Below are 16,681 nucleotides of genomic sequence, written 5' to 3'. Positions count from 1 at the left end.
TCAACGCCCACAAATCCGGCACCATCAAGGGCCTCACCGCCGAAGTCGGCGCCTCCCTCACCAGCGGCGCCGCCATCTGCGACATCACCGACTGACCCCCCACACCGCATACGACGAAGCGCCCGGCGGACCGATCCTCTCGGCCCACCGGGCGCTTCGTCGTACGCAGCCGGCCGTCAGCGTCGTCGCATGTCCGCGACGCGGTTGCGTTCGGGCTGCTGGGGCTGGTCGGTGAGGACGCCCGTGGGGCGGATGCCGGGGAGGTGGCCGCGGCGGGGGTTCGGGAGGGGCACGTCCCGGCGCTGCTGGCGCGCCGGGACCGGGTCACCCCCCTGGCTTCCCGTCGCCCCGGCCACGGCGATCTGCACCCCCTGGTCGGCAAGGGCCTGGAGCTCGGTCTGGGCACGGTCGTCGTGGGCCGGTGGCTCGTCGGTGACCAGGCGGGTGATGACGTCCGTCGGGACCGTCTGGAACATCGTGTCGGTGCCGAGCTTGGTGTGGTCGGCGAGGACCACGACCTCGGCGGCGGCCTGCACGAGCGCCCGGTCGACGGACGCCGAGAGCATGTTGGACGTCGAGAGCCCGCGTTCGGCGGTCAGCCCGCTGCCCGAGAGGAAGGCACGGGAGACACGCAGCCCCTGCAGGGACTGTTCCGCTCCGCTGCCGACCAGGGCGTAGTTGGAGCCTCTGAGCGTGCCGCCGGTCATGACGACCTCCACGCGGTTGGCGTGGGCCAGCGCCTGGGCGACCAGCAGGGAGTTGGTGACCACCGTCAGCCCGGGGATGCGGGCGAGCCGGCGGGCCAGCTCCTGGGTCGTGGTGCCGGCGCCGACCACGATGGCCTCGCCCTCCTCCACGAAGGTGGCGGCGAGATCGGCGATGGCCGTCTTCTCGGCGGTCGCGACATGGGACTTCTGCGGGAAGCCCGACTCGCGGGTGAACCCGCCCGGCAGCACCGCACCGCCGTGCCGGCGGTCGAGGAGTCCTTCGGCCTCCAGTGCCCGCACGTCCCGCCGTACGGTCACTTCGGAGGTCTGGACGACGCGGGCGAGCTCACGGAGCGACACGGCCCCGTTGGCCCGCACCATTTCGAGGATCAGTTGGCGACGTTCTGCAGCGAACACGAAACTGACAGTAACGCGGGCGACCGTCTGGTTTCAGCAGTATGCGCCGAATAACGGAAGTTGTTCGCACAGTACGGTGCGAAGTGGTATAGGGGCCTAGTCCCGCCGCCTATGCCGCACGCATGCGCGGCAACGCACCGTGACCGGCCCTCAGGATCCCCCGTGACCTGCGGCGACGGCTCCCCACCAGCGGCGGGGAGCCGCGCCGGGCGGTCAGACCTCGCCCGCCGCCTTGCGCGTGTGCAGCTGCCGGGCGACCTCCGCGATCGAGCCCGACAGGGACGGGTACACGGTGAAGGCGTTCGCGATCTGTTCGACCGTCAGATTGTTGTCGACCGCGATCGAGATGGGGTGGATCAGTTCCGAGGCGCGCGGCGCCACGACCACACCGCCGACGACGATCCCGGTGCCCGGGCGACAGAAGATCTTGACGAAGCCGTCCCGGATGCCCTGCATCTTGGCGCGCGGGTTGCGCAGCAGCGGCAGCTTGACCACCCGGGCGTCGATCTTGCCGGCGTCGACGTCGGCCTGGCTGTAGCCGACGGTGGCGATCTCGGGGTCGGTGAACACGTTGGACGACACCGTCTTCAGGTTCAGCGGGGCCACCGCGTCGCCGAGGAAGTGGTACATGGCGATACGGCCCTGCATCGCGGCGACGGACGCGAGCGCGAACACGCCGGTCACGTCACCGGCGGCGTACACGCCGGGGGCGGTGGTGCGGGAGACCTTGTCGGTCCAGATATGCCCGGACTCGCGCAGCTTGACGCCGGCCTCCTCCAGGCCGAGGCCCGCGGAGTTCGGGATCGCGCCGACCGCCATCAGGCAGTGCGAGCCGGTGATGACCCGGCCGTCGGCGAGCGTGACCTCGACCCGGTCGCCGACCCGCTTGGCGGCGGCGGCGCGGGAGCGGGCCATGACGTTCATGCCGCGGCGGCGGAAGACGTCCTCGAGGACGGCGGCGGCGTCCGGGTCCTCGCCGGGCAGCACGCGGTCGCGGGAGGAGACGAGGGTGACCCGGGAGCCGAGGGCCTGGTAGGCGCCGGCGAACTCGGCGCCGGTGACGCCGGAGCCGACCACGATGAGCTCCTCGGGCAGCTCGGTGAGGTCGTAGACCTGCGTCCAGTTCAGGATGCGCTCGCCGTCCGGCTGGGCGTCGGGCAGCTCACGCGGGTGACCACCGGTGGCGATCAGTACGGCGTCGGCGGTGAGCGTCTCCTCGGTGCCGTCGGCGGCGGTGACGACGACCTTGCGGGAGCCGTCGAGGGCCTGCATGCCCTCCAGACGGCCACGGCCGCGCATGACCCGGGCGCCGGCCCGCGTGACGGAGGCGGTGATGTCGTGCGACTGGGCGAGCGCGAGGCGCTTCACACGCCGGTTGACCTTGCCGAGGTCCACGCCGACCACCCGGGCCGCCTGCTCCAGCGGCGGGGTGTCGTCGGCGACGATGATGCCGAGCTCCTCGTAGGAGGAGTCGAAGGTCGTCATCACCTCGGCCGTGGCGATGAGGGTCTTGGACGGTACGCAGTCGGTCAGCACCGACGCCCCGCCCAGACCGTCGCTGTCGACGACGGTCACCTCCGCACCGAGTTGCGCGGCCACCAGGGCCGCTTCGTATCCGCCGGGTCCGCCACCGATGATCACGATCCGAGTCACGTATTCCATTGTCCCGCACGCTTCAACCTGCTACCGCCTCGGGGGCGGTCTGTGAGCCGTCCGTTACCGCAGTGACGCAACCCGCCACTGCCGTACCCTTCGTGCATGTCGCTCTACGCCGCGTACGCCGGCCATCTCGACGCGCGGCTGATGTCGCGCCGCGCCCCGCACTCGCCGTTGCGCGCCACGGGCTGGCTGAACGGCTGGCGGCTGACGTTCGGCGGGGAGCAGCTGGGCTGGGAGGGCGCGCTCGCGACGATCGTGGAGGACCCGCTGTCGCAGGTCTTCGTCGCGCTGTACGACATCGCCGAGATGGACGAGGCCGCGCTGGACCGCTGGGAGGGCGTCGGCCTGGACATCTACCGTCGCATGCGGGTGCGTGTGCACACGCTGGACGGCGAGTCGCGCGCTTGGACGTACGTACTGAACGCCTACGAGGGCGGGCTGCCGTCGGCCCGCTATCTGGGGGACATCGCGGATGCGGCGGAGTCGGCGGGGGCGCCGCACGACTATGTGATGGAGCTGCGGAAACGGCCCTGCTGACCCCGGGGGCCGGGTGGGGGTGCCTGCGGCGCCGCGTGCGGGTGCCTGCGGCGCCGGGTGCGGGTGCCTGCGGCGCCGGGTGCGTTGTGCCTGCGGCGGGTGCGTTGTCTGCTGCGGGTGCGTTTGCCTGCGGCGCCGGGTGCGTTTGCCTGCGGCGGGTGCGTTATCTGCTGCAGGTTCGTCGTGGCTGGTCGCGCCGTTCCCCGCGCCCCTTTTTTGCCTGCGGCGGCCCGTGCGGGTGTGTGGTCGGTTGCGGTCCTCGCCTGCGGCCGGTTTCACGTCGGGGCCGGGGCGGGGGGTGTCCGTCCTCGGTCCGGCCGGCCGTTTCCGACGAGCGCTCAGTGTCAAGGTGCCGGACGCTGCGGGCGGACACCCCCCGCCCCGTCCCCTTCCCGCCGTGCGCGGGTGCGGGCTGTGGCGGATCGCTCGGGAGGGCGCCGTCACAGGGCCTCGTCGGAAACGACAAGACAACGATCCCCATGCCGTCGGCTCTGACATCTACGCGCGTAGGCGAAGCTCGGCTACCCTCGACCTCGTGAACGCATCTCTTCTTCCGGACGACATCCAGGGCGACCCGTACGCCGCCGCCGACGCCGCCGCCGCGCGCCTGCGCGAACTGACCGGTGCCGAGACCCACGACGTCGCCCTCGTGATGGGCTCCGGCTGGGCTCCGGCCGTCGACGCCCTGGGCGCCCCCGAGGCCGAGTTCCAGGTCACCGAGCTCCCCGGCTTCCCGCCCCCGGCGGTCGAGGGTCACGGCGGCAAGATCCGCTCGTACCGCATCGGCACCAAGCGCGCCCTGGTCTTCCTGGGCCGTACGCACTACTACGAGGGCCGTGGCGTCGCCGCCGTCTCCCACGGGGTGCGCACCGCCGTCGCCGCCGGTGCGAAGACCATCGTGCTGACCAACGGCTGCGGTGGTCTGCGCGAGGGCATGCGTCCGGGTCAGCCCGTGCTGATCAGCGACCACATCAACCTCACCGCCACCTCCCCCATCGTCGGCGCCAACTTCGTCGACCTGACCGACCTGTACTCGCCGCGGCTGCGCGCGCTGTGCAAGGAGGTCGACCCCACGCTGGAGGAGGGCGTCTACGCCCAGTTCCCCGGCCCGCACTACGAGACCCCGGCCGAGATCCGCATGGCCCGTGTCATCGGCGCGGACTTGGTCGGCATGTCCACCGTGCTCGAGGCCATCGCCGCGCGTGAGGCGGGCGCCGAGGTGCTCGGCATCTCCCTGGTCACCAACCTCGCCGCCGGCATGACGGGCGAGCCGCTGAACCACGAGGAGGTCCTGCAGGCCGGCCGCGACAGCGCCACCCGCATGGGCTCCCTGCTGGCGCAGGTGCTGGACCGCCTGTAAGCACGCACCACCGACGAGGAGAGGCTGACCCCACGTGCACGACGAAGTCATCGCCCGGGCCAAGGCGTGGCTGGCCGAGGACCCCGACGCGGACACCCGTGAGGAACTCGCCCGGCTGATCGACACCGGCGACGTCGAGGAGCTGATCGCCCGCTTCTCCGGCACCCTGCAGTTCGGCACCGCCGGCCTGCGCGGGGAGCTGGGCGCGGGGCCGATGCGCATGAACCGCACGGTCGTCATCCGGGCGGCGGCGGGCCTCGCGTCGTACCTGAAGAAGAACGGCGAGGCGGGTGGCCTGGTGGTCATCGGCTACGACGCCCGTCACAAGTCCGCCGACTTCGCCTACGACACGGCCGCCGTGATGGTGGGCGCCGGTCTGCGCGCGGCGGTGCTCCCGCGGCCGCTGCCCACCCCCGTCCTCGCCTTCGCCATACGGCACCTCGGCGCGGTCGCGGGTGTGGAGGTCACGGCCAGCCACAACCCGCCCCGGGACAACGGCTACAAGGTCTACCTCGGCGACGGCTCGCAGATCGTGCCGCCCGCGGACGCGGAGATCGCCGCGGAGATCGCCGCGATCGGCAGCCTGACGACGGTCGACCGCCCGACGGAGGGCTGGGAGATCCTCGACGACGCGGTCCTCGATGCCTACCTGGCCCGTACGGACGCGGTCCTGGCCCCGGGCTCGGCACGCACCGCGCGCTCGGTCTACACGGCGATGCACGGCGTCGGCCGTGACGTCCTGCTGGCCGCGTTCGCCCGCGCCGGCTTCCCTGAGCCGGTGCTGGTCGCCGAGCAGGCGGACCCGGATCCGGAGTTCCCGACCGTGGCCTTCCCCAACCCGGAGGAGCCCGGCGCGATGGACCTGGCGTTCGCCAAGGCCCGCGAGGTGGAACCGGACCTGGTCATCGCCAACGACCCGGACGCCGACCGCTGCGCGGTGGCCGTGCGGGACGGTGAGGACTGGCGGATGCTGCGCGGCGACGAGGTCGGCGCGCTGCTCGCCGCGCACCTCGTCCGGCGCGGCGCGCGCGGCACGTTCGCGGAGTCGATCGTCTCCTCCTCCCTGCTCGGCCGGATCGCCGAGAAGGCGGGCCTGCCGTACGAGGAGACCCTGACCGGCTTCAAGTGGATCGCCCGCGTGGAGGGCCTGCGGTACGGCTACGAGGAGGCCCTCGGCTACTGCGTCGACCCCGACGGCGTGCGCGACAAGGACGGCATCACGGCCGCGCTGCTGATCACCGAGCTGGCGTCGGAGCTGAAGGAGCAGGGCCGCACCCTGCTCGACCTGCTGGACGACCTCGCGGTGGAGCACGGCCTGCACGCCACGGACCAGCTGTCGGTCCGGGTCGAGGACCTGTCGCTGATCGCCGAGGCCATGCGCCGGCTGCGCGAGCAGCCGCCGACGGAGCTGGCGGGCCTGCCGGTGGTGAACGCGGAGGACCTCACCCAGGGCACTCAGAAGCTGCCGCCGACGGACGGCCTGCGCTACACCCTGCGGGGCGCCCGCGTGATCGTTCGCCCGAGCGGCACCGAACCCAAGCTGAAGTGCTACCTCGAGGTGGTCGTGCCGGTGTCGGCGCACGACGACCTCCCGGCGGCGCGGGCGACGGCGGAGCAGCAGCTGAGCGCCATCAAGCGGGACCTCTCGCAGGCCGCTGGCATCTGAGCCGCCACGTCCGGCGCCGAGCCGGGAGACGTGATGCCGGGGCACCCTCGTCCGGGTGCCCCGGTCGCGCGTTCCGGGCACATGGGCGGATGCCGGCTCGGTCACCCGGCCGGCGGTCCGGTCATCGGGTCGAGGCGGCGTGTTCCTCCTCGACGAAACGGCCCTCGCCCACCATGAACCGCCACACGAGGGCGTGGCCCAGGACGACCAGGGCGATCAGCATCAGGGCCTCGGCCTGGATGGGACGCAGCCCGACGTGGCCGGCGAGTCCGGGGAACGCGCCGACGACCGCGATCAGGGCGTAGAGCAGGCCGGCACCGGCCTGGTGCCGGGCGACGAAGCCGTCGCCGCGGGTACGGGAGAGCAGCCGCAGGGTGCAGGCGCAGCCGACCACGGCCAGGACGATGAAGGCCGCCCGCCAGATCTGCGGCTGTGCGTCCCCGCCGACCTGGGCGAACAGGCCCATCACCGCCGGCAGCAGGAAGGACAGGTAGACCCCGCCGACGACGCGGCGCTGGGCGGGATCGCACATCCAGTCGTCGTGCTTCTGTACGACGTTCCACCACAGGCCGACCAGCGTGAAGCAGGTCGTGGAGAAGAGGGCGTAGAAGGTGGCGATGTTCATGACGGCGAGCGTTGCAGCGCTCACGGCTCCGGCGTGCACCCCACGCCCTGCAACCGCCCGGAACGGACCAGACGCCGGTTTCGGGGGCCCGAGAAGGGCGTCAGCCCAGTGCCGCCAGGATCGCCAGCAGTACCGCCCCCGCGGCCGCCGGGGCGATCACCTCGTACGCCCAGCGGACCGCGACGTCGCCCTGGGCGGACTCGGCGGTGCAGCGGTCGTCGCGGAGTTGCTTCAGGTCGTCCATCGCCTTGTCGGTCTGCGCGCGCGGCGGCTCCGTGCGGCCGGCGCCCGTGCCCGGCGTACCGAGGAGGCCGCCCTCCTGGCCGCCGGCGGCCGCCGCCCGTGCCTGCTGCCGTGCCGCGCGCTTGCGGGCCCGCAGCGAGACCGGCAGGGCCCACAGCTGGTACTTGGCGCCGGAGACCGTGACGACCTCGTTGGAGTAGCCGGAGCGCAGCGCCGCCACCGTGCCCCACGGCAGGGCGATCACCCGCAGCGGGTTGCGCACGCGCAGCCGGTCGTCGTTCACGAAGATCGCCGGGCGGATGGTGAACGCCACCACCAGCGGCACCACCAGCAGCAGTCCGGCCAGCGCCAGCCACGGCGTGCGGCCGTGTCCGACGACGATCGCGTCGATGCCGAGCCAGCCGGCGAGGGCCAGCAGCATCACGCCGGAGGCGATGCCGGCGGACGACCGGTGGACGCGGTCCTTGGCCTCGGGTGCCTGCGGCGCTGGTGACGGGTGCTCCGGGGTGGTCATGGCCCCGATTGTGCCCGACGCCCCGGCCGGACCCCGCCGGCGGTACGCCGCGGGCCCCGGTCCACCGTGCGCCGGCCCTCCCGATCCACCCCTGCGACCTCGGGGGCTATACATCCGCTACGCGCGTAGATATGCTCGTCTGGTGACCATGCCCACTACCGCACCCACAGCTCACGCTCTCTCGGACGTCACCGCGTCCGACAGCACGCTGCGCCGCTTCCTCCACGGGCTGCCCGGCGTCGACGCGGTCGGCCTGGAGGCGCGCGCCGCGTCTCTCGGCACCCGTTCCATCAAGACCACCGCGAAGGCATACGCCATCGACCTCGCCATCTCGATGGTCGACCTGACGACGCTGGAAGGCGCGGACACCCCGGGCAAGGTCCGGGCGCTCGGCGCCAAGGCGGTCCTGCCCGACCCGACCGACCGCACGGCCCCCACCACGGCCGCGGTCTGCGTCTACCCCGACATGGTGGCCGTCGCCAAGGAGGCCGTCGCCGGTTCCGGCGTGAAGGTCGCCTCCGTCGCCACCGCCTTCCCGGCCGGCCGCGCCGCCCTGGAGGTGAAGCTCGCCGACGTGAAGGACGCCGTCGCCGCGGGCGCCGACGAGATCGACATGGTCATCGACCGTGGCGCGTTCCTCGCGGGCAAGTACCTCAAGGTGTACGACGAGATCGTCGCCGTGAAGGAGGCCTGCGGGACGAGCGCCCGGCTGAAGGTCATCTTCGAGACCGGCGAGCTGTCGACGTACGACAACATCCGCCGCGCCAGCTGGCTGGGCATGCTCGCCGGCGCCGACTTCATCAAGACCTCCACCGGCAAGGTCGCCGTCAACGCCACCCCCGCCAACACGCTCCTGATGCTGGAGGCCGTGCGCGACTTCCGGGCGCAGACCGGCGTCCAGGTCGGCGTGAAGCCGGCCGGCGGTATCCGGACGTCCAAGGACGCGATCAAGTTCCTCGTCCTGGTCAACGAGACCGCGGGCGAGGACTGGCTGGACAACCACTGGTTCCGCTTCGGCGCCTCCTCGCTGCTCAACGACCTGCTGATGCAGCGCCAGAAGCTGGCCACCGGCCGCTACTCCGGCCCCGACTACGTGACGGTGGACTGATCCCCATGGCATCCGTGTTCGAGTACGCTCCCGCGCCCGAGTCCCGCTCGGTCGTCGACATCGCCCCCTCCTACGGCCTGTTCATCGACGGCGAGTTCGCCGACGCGGCCGACGGCAAGGTCTTCAAGACGGTCAGCCCGTCGACGGAGGAGGTCCTCTCCGAGGTCGCCCAGGCCGGCGAGGCGGACGTCGACCGCGCGGTGAAGGCCGCCCGCAAGGCGTTCGAGAAGTGGTCGGCGCTGCCCGGCTCCGAGCGCGCCAAGTACCTCTTCCGCATCGCCCGGATCATCCAGGAGCGCAGCCGCGAGCTGGCCGTCCTGGAGACCCTGGACAACGGCAAGCCGATCAAGGAGACCCGCGACGCCGACCTCCCCCTGGTCGCCGCGCACTTCTTCTACTACGCCGGCTGGGCCGACAAGCTGGAGCACGCCGGGTTCCGTGCGAACCCGCGTCCGCTGGGTGTCGCCGGCCAGGTCATCCCGTGGAACTTCCCCCTGCTGATGCTGGCGTGGAAGATCGCCCCGGCGCTCGCCACCGGCAACACGGTCGTGCTGAAGCCGGCCGAGACCACCCCGCTGTCCGCCCTGTTCTTCGCGGACATCTGCCGCCAGGCGGGCCTGCCCAAGGGTGTCGTGAACATCCTTCCCGGGTACGGCGACGCGGGCGCCGCGCTCGTCGCGCACCCCGACGTGAACAAGGTCGCCTTCACCGGCTCCACGGCCGTCGGCAAGGAGATCGCCCGGTCCGTCGCGGGCACGCGCAAGAAGCTCACGCTCGAACTGGGCGGCAAGGGCGCCAACATCGTCTTCGACGACGCCCCCATCGACCAAGCCGTCGAGGGCATCGTCAACGGCATCTTCTTCAACCAGGGCCAGGTCTGCTGCGCGGGCTCCCGGCTGCTGGTACAGGAGTCCATCCAGGACGAGCTGCTGGACTCCCTCAAGCGCCGGCTGTCCACGCTGCGCCTCGGCGACCCGCTGGACAAGAACACCGACATCGGCGCGATCAACTCCGAGGAGCAGCTCGCCCGGATCACCACGCTCGTCGAGCGGGGCGAGGCCGAGGGCGCCGAGCGCTGGTCCCCGGCCTGCGAACTGCCCGAGAACGGCTACTGGTTCGCCCCGACGCTCTTCACGAACGTCACCCAGGCGCACACCGTCGCCCGGGACGAGATCTTCGGCCCGGTGCTGTCGGTCCTCACCTTCCGCACCCCGGACGAGGCGGTCGCCAAGGCGAACAACACGCCGTACGGCCTGTCCGCGGGCATCTGGACGGAGAAGGGGTCGCGGATCCTCGCCGTCGCGAACAAGCTGCGCGCCGGTGTCGTCTGGTCCAACACGTTCAACAAGTTCGACCCGACCTCGCCCTTCGGCGGCTACAAGGAGTCGGGCTTCGGCCGCGAGGGCGGTCGCCACGGCCTGGAGGCTTACCTCGATGTCTGATGAGCAGCGGCTGTCCGTCTTCAAGACCTACAAGCTGTACGTGGGCGGGAAGTTCCCGCGTTCCGAGAGCGGCCGGGTGTACGAGGTGACCGACTCGAAGGGCAAGTGGCTGGCCAACGCTCCCCAGTCCTCCCGCAAGGACGCCCGGGACGCGGTCGTGGCCGCGCGCAAGGCGTTCGGCGGCTGGTCCGGCGCGACCGCCTACAACCGCGGCCAGGTGCTGTACCGGGTCGCGGAGATGCTGGAGGGCCGCCGGGACCAGTTCGTGCGCGAGGTCGCGGACGCGGAGGGCCTGTCGAAGTCGAAGGCGGCCGCGGTCGTGGACGCCACGATCGACCGCTGGGTCTGGTACGCGGGCTGGACCGACAAGATCGCCCAGGTGATCGGCGGCGGCAACCCGGTCGCGGGCCCCTTCTTCAACCTGTCCTCGCCGGAGCCGACCGGTGTGGTGGCCGTGGTGGCCCCGCAGGAGTCGTCGTTCCTTGGCCTGGTCTCGGTGCTCGCGCCCGTGATCGCGACCGGCAACACCGCGGTCGTGATCGCCTCCGAGAAGGCCCCGCTGCCCGCCCTGTCCCTCGCCGAGGTGCTGGCGACCTCCGACGTGCCCGGCGGTGTCGTCAACGTCCTGTCCGGCCGTACGGCAGAGATCGCGAAGCCGCTGGCCGCGCACCAGGACGTCAACGCGATCGACCTCGCGGGCGCCGACGAGGAGCTGGCCAAGGAGCTGGAGATCGCCGCGGCGGACAACCTCAAGCGCGTGCTGCGTCCACAGCCTGTGGATTACTTCGCGGCGCCGGGCATCGACCGTATGACGGCGTTCCTGGAGACGAAGACCGTCTGGCACCCCACGGGCTCGCTGGGCGCCTCCGGCTCGTCCTACTGACCGCCACCCCCCACGCGAGAGCCGCGCCGCCCCTCCGTCCGGGGGCGGCGCGGCTCTCGCACGTCGACAGGGGTGCGGTCAGCCCAGCGGGCCGCCCTGCACCCCGCCGAGCAGGCCCGTCACCTGGCCCACGACCGGCAGGGCGCCGATGGACTGCGCCTGCGCGACGGGAGCGGTGAGCGCCTGCGTGGCCACCGGCTTGAAGTCGGCGACCTGGGTGCCGGCGCCGTTGTCGAGCGGGTCGACGCCCGTCCCGGCGAGCGGGTTGGGCTTGAGGCCGGCGACCGGACCGGTGACGTAGCCGACCGAGCCGGTCAGCGCCGTCAGGCCGGCCCGCGGGTCGACGTTGCCGAGGGAGGAGGCCCGGTGCGGCACCTCCAGGAGGGGGGCGCCCGGGTCGGTCGCCGGGGTGAGGACGTCCGCGGAGGCGGTCGCCGTCCCGGCGGCCATCGCCGCACCCACGGTCGCCAGGGCGACCAGGGCACGACGGCCGGTCGAGGTCTGAGGGGAGTCGTGTCGCGCCATCGCCGGTGCCACCTTCTGCTGCGTCGAAGCTGCGTACTGCTGCGAGTTGCCGCCCGTGCCTGCCACGGGACGCCTACAAGACGTAATCACGTCGACGCGAAGCGTAGTTGAGGTGTGATGCGCACTCCAAAGCCGACCCGCGGGGTCGGCAGCGCGGCCACCATGCGTCAAACTGGTGTTCCGTGAGCCTTCATCCCTCCTCCCCCGCCCGTGTCGTGCTGCTGTGCGGCCCCTCGGGCTCGGGCAAGTCCCTCGTCGCCGCCCGTTCCGGGCTGCCGGTCCTGCGCCTGGACGACTTCTACAAGGAGGCCGACGACCCGACGCTGCCGCTGGTGGAGGGGAGCTCCGACATCGACTGGGACCATCCGCGGTCGTGGGACGCCGAGGTCGCGGTCGCCGCGATCGCCGAGCTGTGCGCCACCGGTTCGACCCGGGTGCCGGTGTACGACATCGCGCTGAGCGCGCGCACGGGCGCGGAGACGCTGAGCATCGGCCGTACCCCGCTGTTCATCGCGGAGGGCATCTTCGCCGCCGAGATCGTGGAGCGCTGCCGGGAGTTGGGCCTGCTGGCGGACGCGCTGTGCCTGAGCCGGGGCGCGGTCACCACGTTCCGGCGGCGGTTCGTGCGGGATCTGAAGGAGGGCCGCAAGTCGGTGCCGTTCCTGCTGCGGCGCGGCTGGCGGCTGATGCGCGCCGAACGCTCGATCATCGCCCGGCAGACGGCGCTGGGCGCCCACCGCTGCGACCTGGACGAGGCCCTCGGCCGGCTCGCGGCGGCCGCGGCGGGCCGTCAGGTACGGGCGCGGTCGGCGGCGGCCCAGCCGTCGTCGCCGTAGCGGCGCGGAAACGGAAGGAAGCCGCCGTAGCGGCCGGGGCACAGGAAGAAGCGGGACTGGATGGACCCCCCGGCCCCCCAGTCCCGCTCCTGTTTCCCCGTGGATCCCCCGTGATCCCCTGTTTCCCCCGTGTCTCCACGTCCCCCGTGGAGTTTCCCGTGTCTCCACGTCCCCCGTGGAGTTCCCCCTCGGTTCCCCCGGACCGTGCCACCCCCGTGGCTGCTCCGTGGGTTCCCCCGTGGTCCTTCAGGCGACAAGCTCCCCGAAGGCGTCCTCCTGGTCACGGCCGAAGCTGAGGACCTCGTCCTCGCGCAGCCGGCGCAGCGAGCGCCAGATGCTGGACTTCACCGTGCCGACACTGATGTCGAGGATCTCCGCGATCTCCGGGTCCGTGCGGCCCTCGTAGTAGCGCAGGACCAGCATGGTGCGCTGGAGTTCCGGCAGCCGGGCGAGCGCCTGCCACAGGACGGCGCGCAGCTCGGTGCCGCGCATCGCGTCCGTGTCGCCGGGCGTCTCCGGCAGCTCCTCGGTCGGGTACTCGTTCAGCTTGCGGCGGCGCCACGCGCTGATGTGCAGGTTCGTCATGGTGCGGCGCAGGTAGCCCCCGACCGCGGCCTTGTCACTGATCCGGTCCCACGCCCGGTACGTCGAGAACAGCGCGCTCTGCAGCAGGTCCTCGGCCTCGAATCGGTCGCCGGTGAGGTGGTAGGCGGTGGCGTACAGGGAGGCGCGGCGCTCCTGGACGTAGGCGGTGAACTCCGCCTCGGTCAGGGACGTCCGCTCCCCCGGGTCCTCCCCGTACGCGCTTCCCCCGTGTGTTTCCCCCGTGAAACCGTCAACCACCGTCATGATCGCGGTGTGCTGACGCCCGGTGCCGCGAGCGCACCCCCGCCCGCTCACGGCACCGGACTTCTCGTGACTCCGGTGCACGTCGTGCAGACGCGTGACCACTGCGCTGGTGCTGGTGCTGTGCAGCGTGTTCATCTCGCGCCCCCCGTCGTGGACTTTCCGGTGTTCGTTCCTGGTGCGGGCGGTGGTGGCCTGCCCGATGCCGAAAAGCTTGCCGCGGCACTTTCATGGCCGTGTCCGCCGACTGTCACAGACGTGTCACAGGGCCACGGGCCCCTCCCGGCGAAGATCGTGCACAGCTCCCGGTGCCGCCCCCGCCGCTTCTGCACAACCCACAGGTGAACAACGCCGCCTCCATGGGCCAGAATGAGCCCGTGCCTTCCCTGTTGCTGATCGAGGACGACGACGCCATCCGCACGGCCCTGGAGCTCTCACTGACGCGCCAGGGACACCGGGTGGCGACCGCTGCCAGCGGTGAGGACGGTCTGAAGCTGCTGCGCGAGCAGCGGCCGGATCTGATCGTGCTGGATGTGATGCTGCCCGGCATCGACGGTTTCGAGGTGTGCCGGCGCATCCGGCGCACCGACCAGCTGCCGATCATCCTGCTGACCGCGCGCAGCGACGACATCGACGTCGTCGTCGGCCTGGAGTCCGGCGCGGACGACTATGTCGTCAAGCCGGTGCAGGGGCGTGTCCTCGACGCGCGGATCCGGGCCGTGCTGCGCCGCGGCGAGCGGGAGTCGACGGACTCGGCGACCTTCGGCAGCCTCGTCATCGACCGCTCGGCGATGACGGTGACGAAGAACGGCGAGGATCTGCAGCTGACGCCGACCGAGCTGCGGCTGCTGCTGGAGCTGAGCCGGCGGCCCGGTCAGGCGCTGTCGCGGCAGCAGTTGCTGCGGCTGGTGTGGGAGCACGACTACCTGGGTGACTCCCGGCTGGTGGACGCGTGCGTCCAGCGGCTGCGCGCCAAGGTGGAGGACGTGCCCTCGTCCCCGACGCTGATCCGTACCGTACGTGGTGTCGGCTACCGCCTGGATCCGCCTCAGTGACGAACGAGCACGAGGGGGACCGCGGCGGGGCCGCGGATCGCAAGGGAGTCTTCTCGCGGCTGCGCTTCACCAGCCTGCGGCTGCGGCTGGTCGTGGTGTTCGCGCTGGTCGCGCTGACCGCTGCCGTGTCGGCGTCGGGCATCGCGTACTGGCTGAACCGGGAAGCGGTGCTCACCCGCGCCCAGGACGCGGTGCTGCGCGATTTCCAGCAGGAGATGCAGAACCGGGCGGGGGCGCTGCCGGAGCACCCCAGCCAGGACGAGTTGCAGCACACCGCCGGGCAGATGGCGAACAGCAGCCAGCGCTTCAGCGTGCTGCTGGTGGCCACGGACGCGAGCGGCAAGACGGTGTACGGCAACTCCGGCGGCCTGAACGGCTTCTCCCTGGAGGAGGTGCCGACGTCGCTGCGGACGGCCGTGGACCGGCAGCAGAAGCTCACGGGCGCCAACAAGTCCCCGTACCACCTGTACTGGCAGCGGATCGTCGAGAACGGCACGCCGTATCTCGTCGCCGGGACGCGGGTCATCGGCGGCGGCCCGACCGGGTTCATGCTGAAGTCGCTGGAGCCGGAGGCGAAGGACCTCAACTCGCTGGCCTGGTCGCTGGGGATCGCCACCGGCCTAGCGCTGATCGGCGCGGCCCTGCTCGCGCAGGCCGCCGCGACGACCGTGCTGAAGCCGGTGCAGCGGCTCGGGGTGGCCGCGCGGCGGCTGGGCGAGGGCAAGCTGGACACCCGGCTGCGGGTCTCCGGCACGGACGAACTCGCCGATCTGTCACGGACGTTCAACAAGGCGGCCGAGGCGTTGGAGAAGCGGGTCGCGGACATGGCGGCGCGGGACGAGGCGTCGCGGCGGTTCGTCGCGGACATGAGTCATGAGCTGCGTACACCGCTGACCGCGATCACCGCCGTCACCGAGGTGCTGGAGGAGGAGCTGGAGGCCGAGACCGGCGGTATCGACCCGATGGTCGAGCCGGCGGTGCGGCTGGTGGTCAGCGAGACGCGCCGGCTGAACAACCTGGTGGAGAACCTCATGGAGGTCACCCGCTTCGACGCCGGTACGGCCCGGCTGGTGCTGGACGACGTCGACGTCGCCGACCAGATCACCGCGTGCATCGACGCGCGGGCCTGGCTGGACGCCGTCGACCTGGACGCCGAGCGCGGCATCCACGCCCGCCTCGATCCGCGCCGCCTCGACGTGATCCTGGCGAACCTGATCGGCAACGCGCTCAAGCACGGCGGGTCGCCGGTGAGGGTGTCGGTGCGGGAGACGGACAGCGAGGTCGTCATCCAGGTGCGCGACCACGGGCCCGGTATCCCCGAGGAGGTCCTGCCGCACGTCTTCGACCGCTTCTACAAGGCGAGCGCCTCGCGGCCGCGGTCGGAGGGCAGCGGGCTCGGTCTGTCCATCGCTCAGGAGAACGCCCACATCCACGGCGGCGAGATCACCGCGGCCAACTCGCCGGAGGGCGGCGCGGTGTTCACGCTGCGGCTGCCGCGGGACGCGTCGGAGCTGGCCCGCCAGGAGGAGCAGAGCCGGGAGCAGGCCGGCCGGGAGAAGAAGGGCCGCGAGCAGGAGGGGGACGTCTGATGAGGAGGGCTCGACGTCTGCTGGCCGTGCCGCTGCTCGCCGTGCTGGCGGCCGGGTGCGGCATCCGGGCGACCCAGGTGCCGACGGACTTCGGGGCGGCGCCGTCCCGGGTGCGCTGCTCGCTGTCCGAGCCGGAGCTGTCCACGCAGACCTCGCGCGGGCTGCCGGTGCAGGTGTTCCTGCTGTGCGGTGCGTCGCTGGTGGCCGTGGACCGGGTGGTGCGCGTGCCGGACGGCGCGGCGGACTCCAGGCGGCGGGTGCTGGTGGCGCAGGGGCTGCTGGACCAGCTGGCGCAGACGCCGTCGGCGGCGGAGCGGGAGGCCGGGTACTCCACGGACGTGCGCGGCGGCATGACCGTCTCCGGGCCCGGCCCGCACGACCCCGAGGACGCGCTGCGGCTGAGCACGTCCCCGGCCGCGCTCACGTCGTACGCGCTGGCGCAGATCGTGTGCACCTTCTCGGACTCCGCTGCGGCCGAGGGCGACGGTTCGGTCATCCTCGGCGGCCCCCGGGGCGAGCCGCTGCGCCGCTACGCCTGCACCGGCGCGGTCCGCTCCCGCCCGGGCACCAAGGAGCCACCGTCGACGGAGGTCACGGAGACCTGACGGCCCCGGGGCGCGGGAGACGCCGGCCGGGTGTGGCCGACGCCTCATGGCCGTGGGTGCGCGG

General features: G+C 72.2%; 16 protein-coding genes. 10 read left to right on the top strand and 6 right to left on the bottom strand.

The window, feature by feature from the left end; genetic code table 11:
• Positions 1-176: 176 nt before the first annotated feature.
• Together ACZ64A_RS20595 and ACZ64A_RS20590 are read right to left on the bottom strand one after the other, a co-directional pair.
• The gene (locus tag ACZ64A_RS20595; RefSeq protein ID WP_469811895.1) at positions 177-1,124 is read right to left on the bottom strand and encodes a DeoR/GlpR family DNA-binding transcription regulator; all 948 of its coding nucleotides are present in this window, start codon (positions 1,122-1,124) and stop codon (positions 177-179) included.
• 213 nt (positions 1,125-1,337) lie between these two features.
• A complete protein-coding gene (locus ACZ64A_RS20590) occupies positions 1,338-2,786 on the bottom strand; it encodes an NAD(P)H-quinone dehydrogenase (protein ID WP_469811894.1) in 1,449 nt (482 codons plus the stop codon).
• A gap of 96 nt (positions 2,787-2,882) precedes the next feature.
• On the opposite strand from ACZ64A_RS20590, the gene ACZ64A_RS20585 reads away from it, so the two are divergent.
• The 3 genes from ACZ64A_RS20585 (at position 2,883) to ACZ64A_RS20575 (ending at position 6,346) form a co-directional block, all read left to right on the top strand.
• On the top strand, positions 2,883-3,320 hold the full coding sequence (locus ACZ64A_RS20585; protein WP_469811893.1) for a gamma-glutamylcyclotransferase family protein: 438 nt from the start codon (positions 2,883-2,885) through the stop codon (positions 3,318-3,320).
• Positions 3,321-3,855: 535 nt separating this feature from the next.
• Positions 3,856-4,680: a purine-nucleoside phosphorylase gene (locus ACZ64A_RS20580; RefSeq protein WP_361638385.1), complete on the top strand. Its 825-nt coding sequence runs from the start codon at positions 3,856-3,858 to the stop codon at positions 4,678-4,680.
• Between the two features lie 34 nt (positions 4,681-4,714).
• Entirely contained in the window at positions 4,715-6,346 is a 1,632-nt protein-coding gene (locus ACZ64A_RS20575; RefSeq protein WP_469811891.1) for a phospho-sugar mutase, read from the top strand.
• Positions 6,347-6,467: 121 nt separating this feature from the next.
• On the opposite strand, the gene ACZ64A_RS20570 is transcribed toward ACZ64A_RS20575, so the two are convergent.
• Together ACZ64A_RS20570 and ACZ64A_RS20565 are read right to left on the bottom strand one after the other, a co-directional pair.
• A complete protein-coding gene (locus tag ACZ64A_RS20570) occupies positions 6,468-6,971 on the bottom strand; it encodes a hypothetical protein (protein WP_469811921.1) in 504 nt (167 codons plus the stop codon).
• 100 nt (positions 6,972-7,071) lie between these two features.
• Positions 7,072-7,728 carry a PH domain-containing protein gene (locus tag ACZ64A_RS20565; protein WP_469811890.1) on the bottom strand — a complete coding sequence of 219 codons (657 nt, stop codon included), beginning with the start codon at positions 7,726-7,728 and terminating at the stop codon, positions 7,072-7,074.
• Positions 7,729-7,876: 148 nt separating this feature from the next.
• On the opposite strand from ACZ64A_RS20565, the gene deoC reads away from it, so the two are divergent.
• The 3 genes from deoC to ACZ64A_RS20550 are packed head-to-tail and all read left to right on the top strand — an operon-like array spanning position 7,877 to position 11,161.
• Positions 7,877-8,836 carry a deoxyribose-phosphate aldolase gene (gene deoC / locus ACZ64A_RS20560; protein WP_469811920.1) on the top strand — a complete coding sequence of 320 codons (960 nt, stop codon included), beginning with the start codon at positions 7,877-7,879 and terminating at the stop codon, positions 8,834-8,836.
• Positions 8,837-8,841: 5 nt separating this feature from the next.
• Entirely contained in the window at positions 8,842-10,278 is a 1,437-nt protein-coding gene (locus tag ACZ64A_RS20555) for an aldehyde dehydrogenase family protein (protein WP_469811888.1), read from the top strand.
• Positions 10,271-11,161: an aldehyde dehydrogenase family protein gene (locus tag ACZ64A_RS20550; RefSeq protein WP_469811887.1), complete on the top strand. Its 891-nt coding sequence runs from the start codon at positions 10,271-10,273 to the stop codon at positions 11,159-11,161. The genes ACZ64A_RS20555 and ACZ64A_RS20550 overlap by 8 nt, the downstream gene beginning before the upstream one ends.
• A gap of 78 nt (positions 11,162-11,239) precedes the next feature.
• Here ACZ64A_RS20550 and ACZ64A_RS20545 read toward each other — a convergent pair whose 3' ends face one another.
• On the bottom strand, positions 11,240-11,686 hold the full coding sequence (locus tag ACZ64A_RS20545) for a hypothetical protein (protein ID WP_469811886.1): 447 nt from the start codon (positions 11,684-11,686) through the stop codon (positions 11,240-11,242).
• Positions 11,687-11,868: 182 nt separating this feature from the next.
• Here ACZ64A_RS20545 and ACZ64A_RS20540 point away from each other — a divergent pair, with 182 nt between their 5' ends.
• Positions 11,869-12,522 (top strand): uridine kinase family protein, encoded by a 654-nt coding sequence (locus ACZ64A_RS20540; protein ID WP_469811885.1) that lies wholly within the window; start codon positions 11,869-11,871, stop codon positions 12,520-12,522.
• A 246-nt stretch (positions 12,523-12,768) separates the two neighbouring features.
• Here ACZ64A_RS20540 and ACZ64A_RS20535 read toward each other — a convergent pair whose 3' ends face one another.
• Positions 12,769-13,506, bottom strand: coding sequence for a SigE family RNA polymerase sigma factor (locus tag ACZ64A_RS20535; RefSeq protein WP_361638369.1), 738 nt, complete (start codon positions 13,504-13,506; stop codon positions 12,769-12,771).
• Positions 13,507-13,745: 239 nt separating this feature from the next.
• Here ACZ64A_RS20535 and afsQ1 point away from each other — a divergent pair, with 239 nt between their 5' ends.
• From afsQ1 to ACZ64A_RS20520, 3 genes are read left to right on the top strand one after another with little or no spacing between them, the layout of a single operon-like run.
• Positions 13,746-14,423: a two-component system response regulator AfsQ1 gene (gene afsQ1 / locus ACZ64A_RS20530; protein WP_469811883.1), complete on the top strand. Its 678-nt coding sequence runs from the start codon at positions 13,746-13,748 to the stop codon at positions 14,421-14,423.
• Entirely contained in the window at positions 14,420-16,012 is a 1,593-nt protein-coding gene (locus ACZ64A_RS20525; RefSeq protein ID WP_469811882.1) for an ATP-binding protein, read from the top strand. Before afsQ1 ends, ACZ64A_RS20525 begins: the two co-directional genes overlap by 4 nt.
• Positions 16,012-16,617 (top strand): hypothetical protein, encoded by a 606-nt coding sequence (locus tag ACZ64A_RS20520; protein ID WP_469811881.1) that lies wholly within the window; start codon positions 16,012-16,014, stop codon positions 16,615-16,617. The genes ACZ64A_RS20525 and ACZ64A_RS20520 overlap by 1 nt, the downstream gene beginning before the upstream one ends.
• Positions 16,618-16,681 lie beyond the last annotated feature (64 nt).

Source organism: Streptomyces sp. NPDC104814 (genome assembly GCF_055583185.1).
Note: the sequence above shows the minus strand (reverse complement) of the source record. Positions and strands in the feature narration are given on the sequence as shown.

Bases quoted from the DNA above. Each gene is read 5' to 3' on its own strand.
- ACZ64A_RS20590 (WP_469811894.1), bottom strand. From the start codon at position 2,786: ATGGAATACGTGACTCGGATCGTGATCATCGGTGGCGGACCCGGCGGA.
- ACZ64A_RS20585 (WP_469811893.1), top strand. From the start codon at position 2,883: ATGTCGCTCTACGCCGCGTACGCCGGCCATCTCGACGCGCGGCTGATG.
- ACZ64A_RS20570 (WP_469811921.1), bottom strand. From the start codon at position 6,971: ATGAACATCGCCACCTTCTACGCCCTCTTCTCCACGACCTGCTTCACG.
- ACZ64A_RS20565 (WP_469811890.1), bottom strand. From the start codon at position 7,728: ATGACCACCCCGGAGCACCCGTCACCAGCGCCGCAGGCACCCGAGGCC.
- deoC (WP_469811920.1), top strand. From the start codon at position 7,877: ATGCCCACTACCGCACCCACAGCTCACGCTCTCTCGGACGTCACCGCG.
- ACZ64A_RS20555 (WP_469811888.1), top strand. From the start codon at position 8,842: ATGGCATCCGTGTTCGAGTACGCTCCCGCGCCCGAGTCCCGCTCGGTC.
- ACZ64A_RS20550 (WP_469811887.1), top strand. From the start codon at position 10,271: ATGTCTGATGAGCAGCGGCTGTCCGTCTTCAAGACCTACAAGCTGTAC.
- ACZ64A_RS20545 (WP_469811886.1), bottom strand. From the start codon at position 11,686: ATGGCGCGACACGACTCCCCTCAGACCTCGACCGGCCGTCGTGCCCTG.
- ACZ64A_RS20535 (WP_361638369.1), bottom strand. From the start codon at position 13,506: ATGAACACGCTGCACAGCACCAGCACCAGCGCAGTGGTCACGCGTCTG.
- ACZ64A_RS20520 (WP_469811881.1), top strand. From the start codon at position 16,012: ATGAGGAGGGCTCGACGTCTGCTGGCCGTGCCGCTGCTCGCCGTGCTG.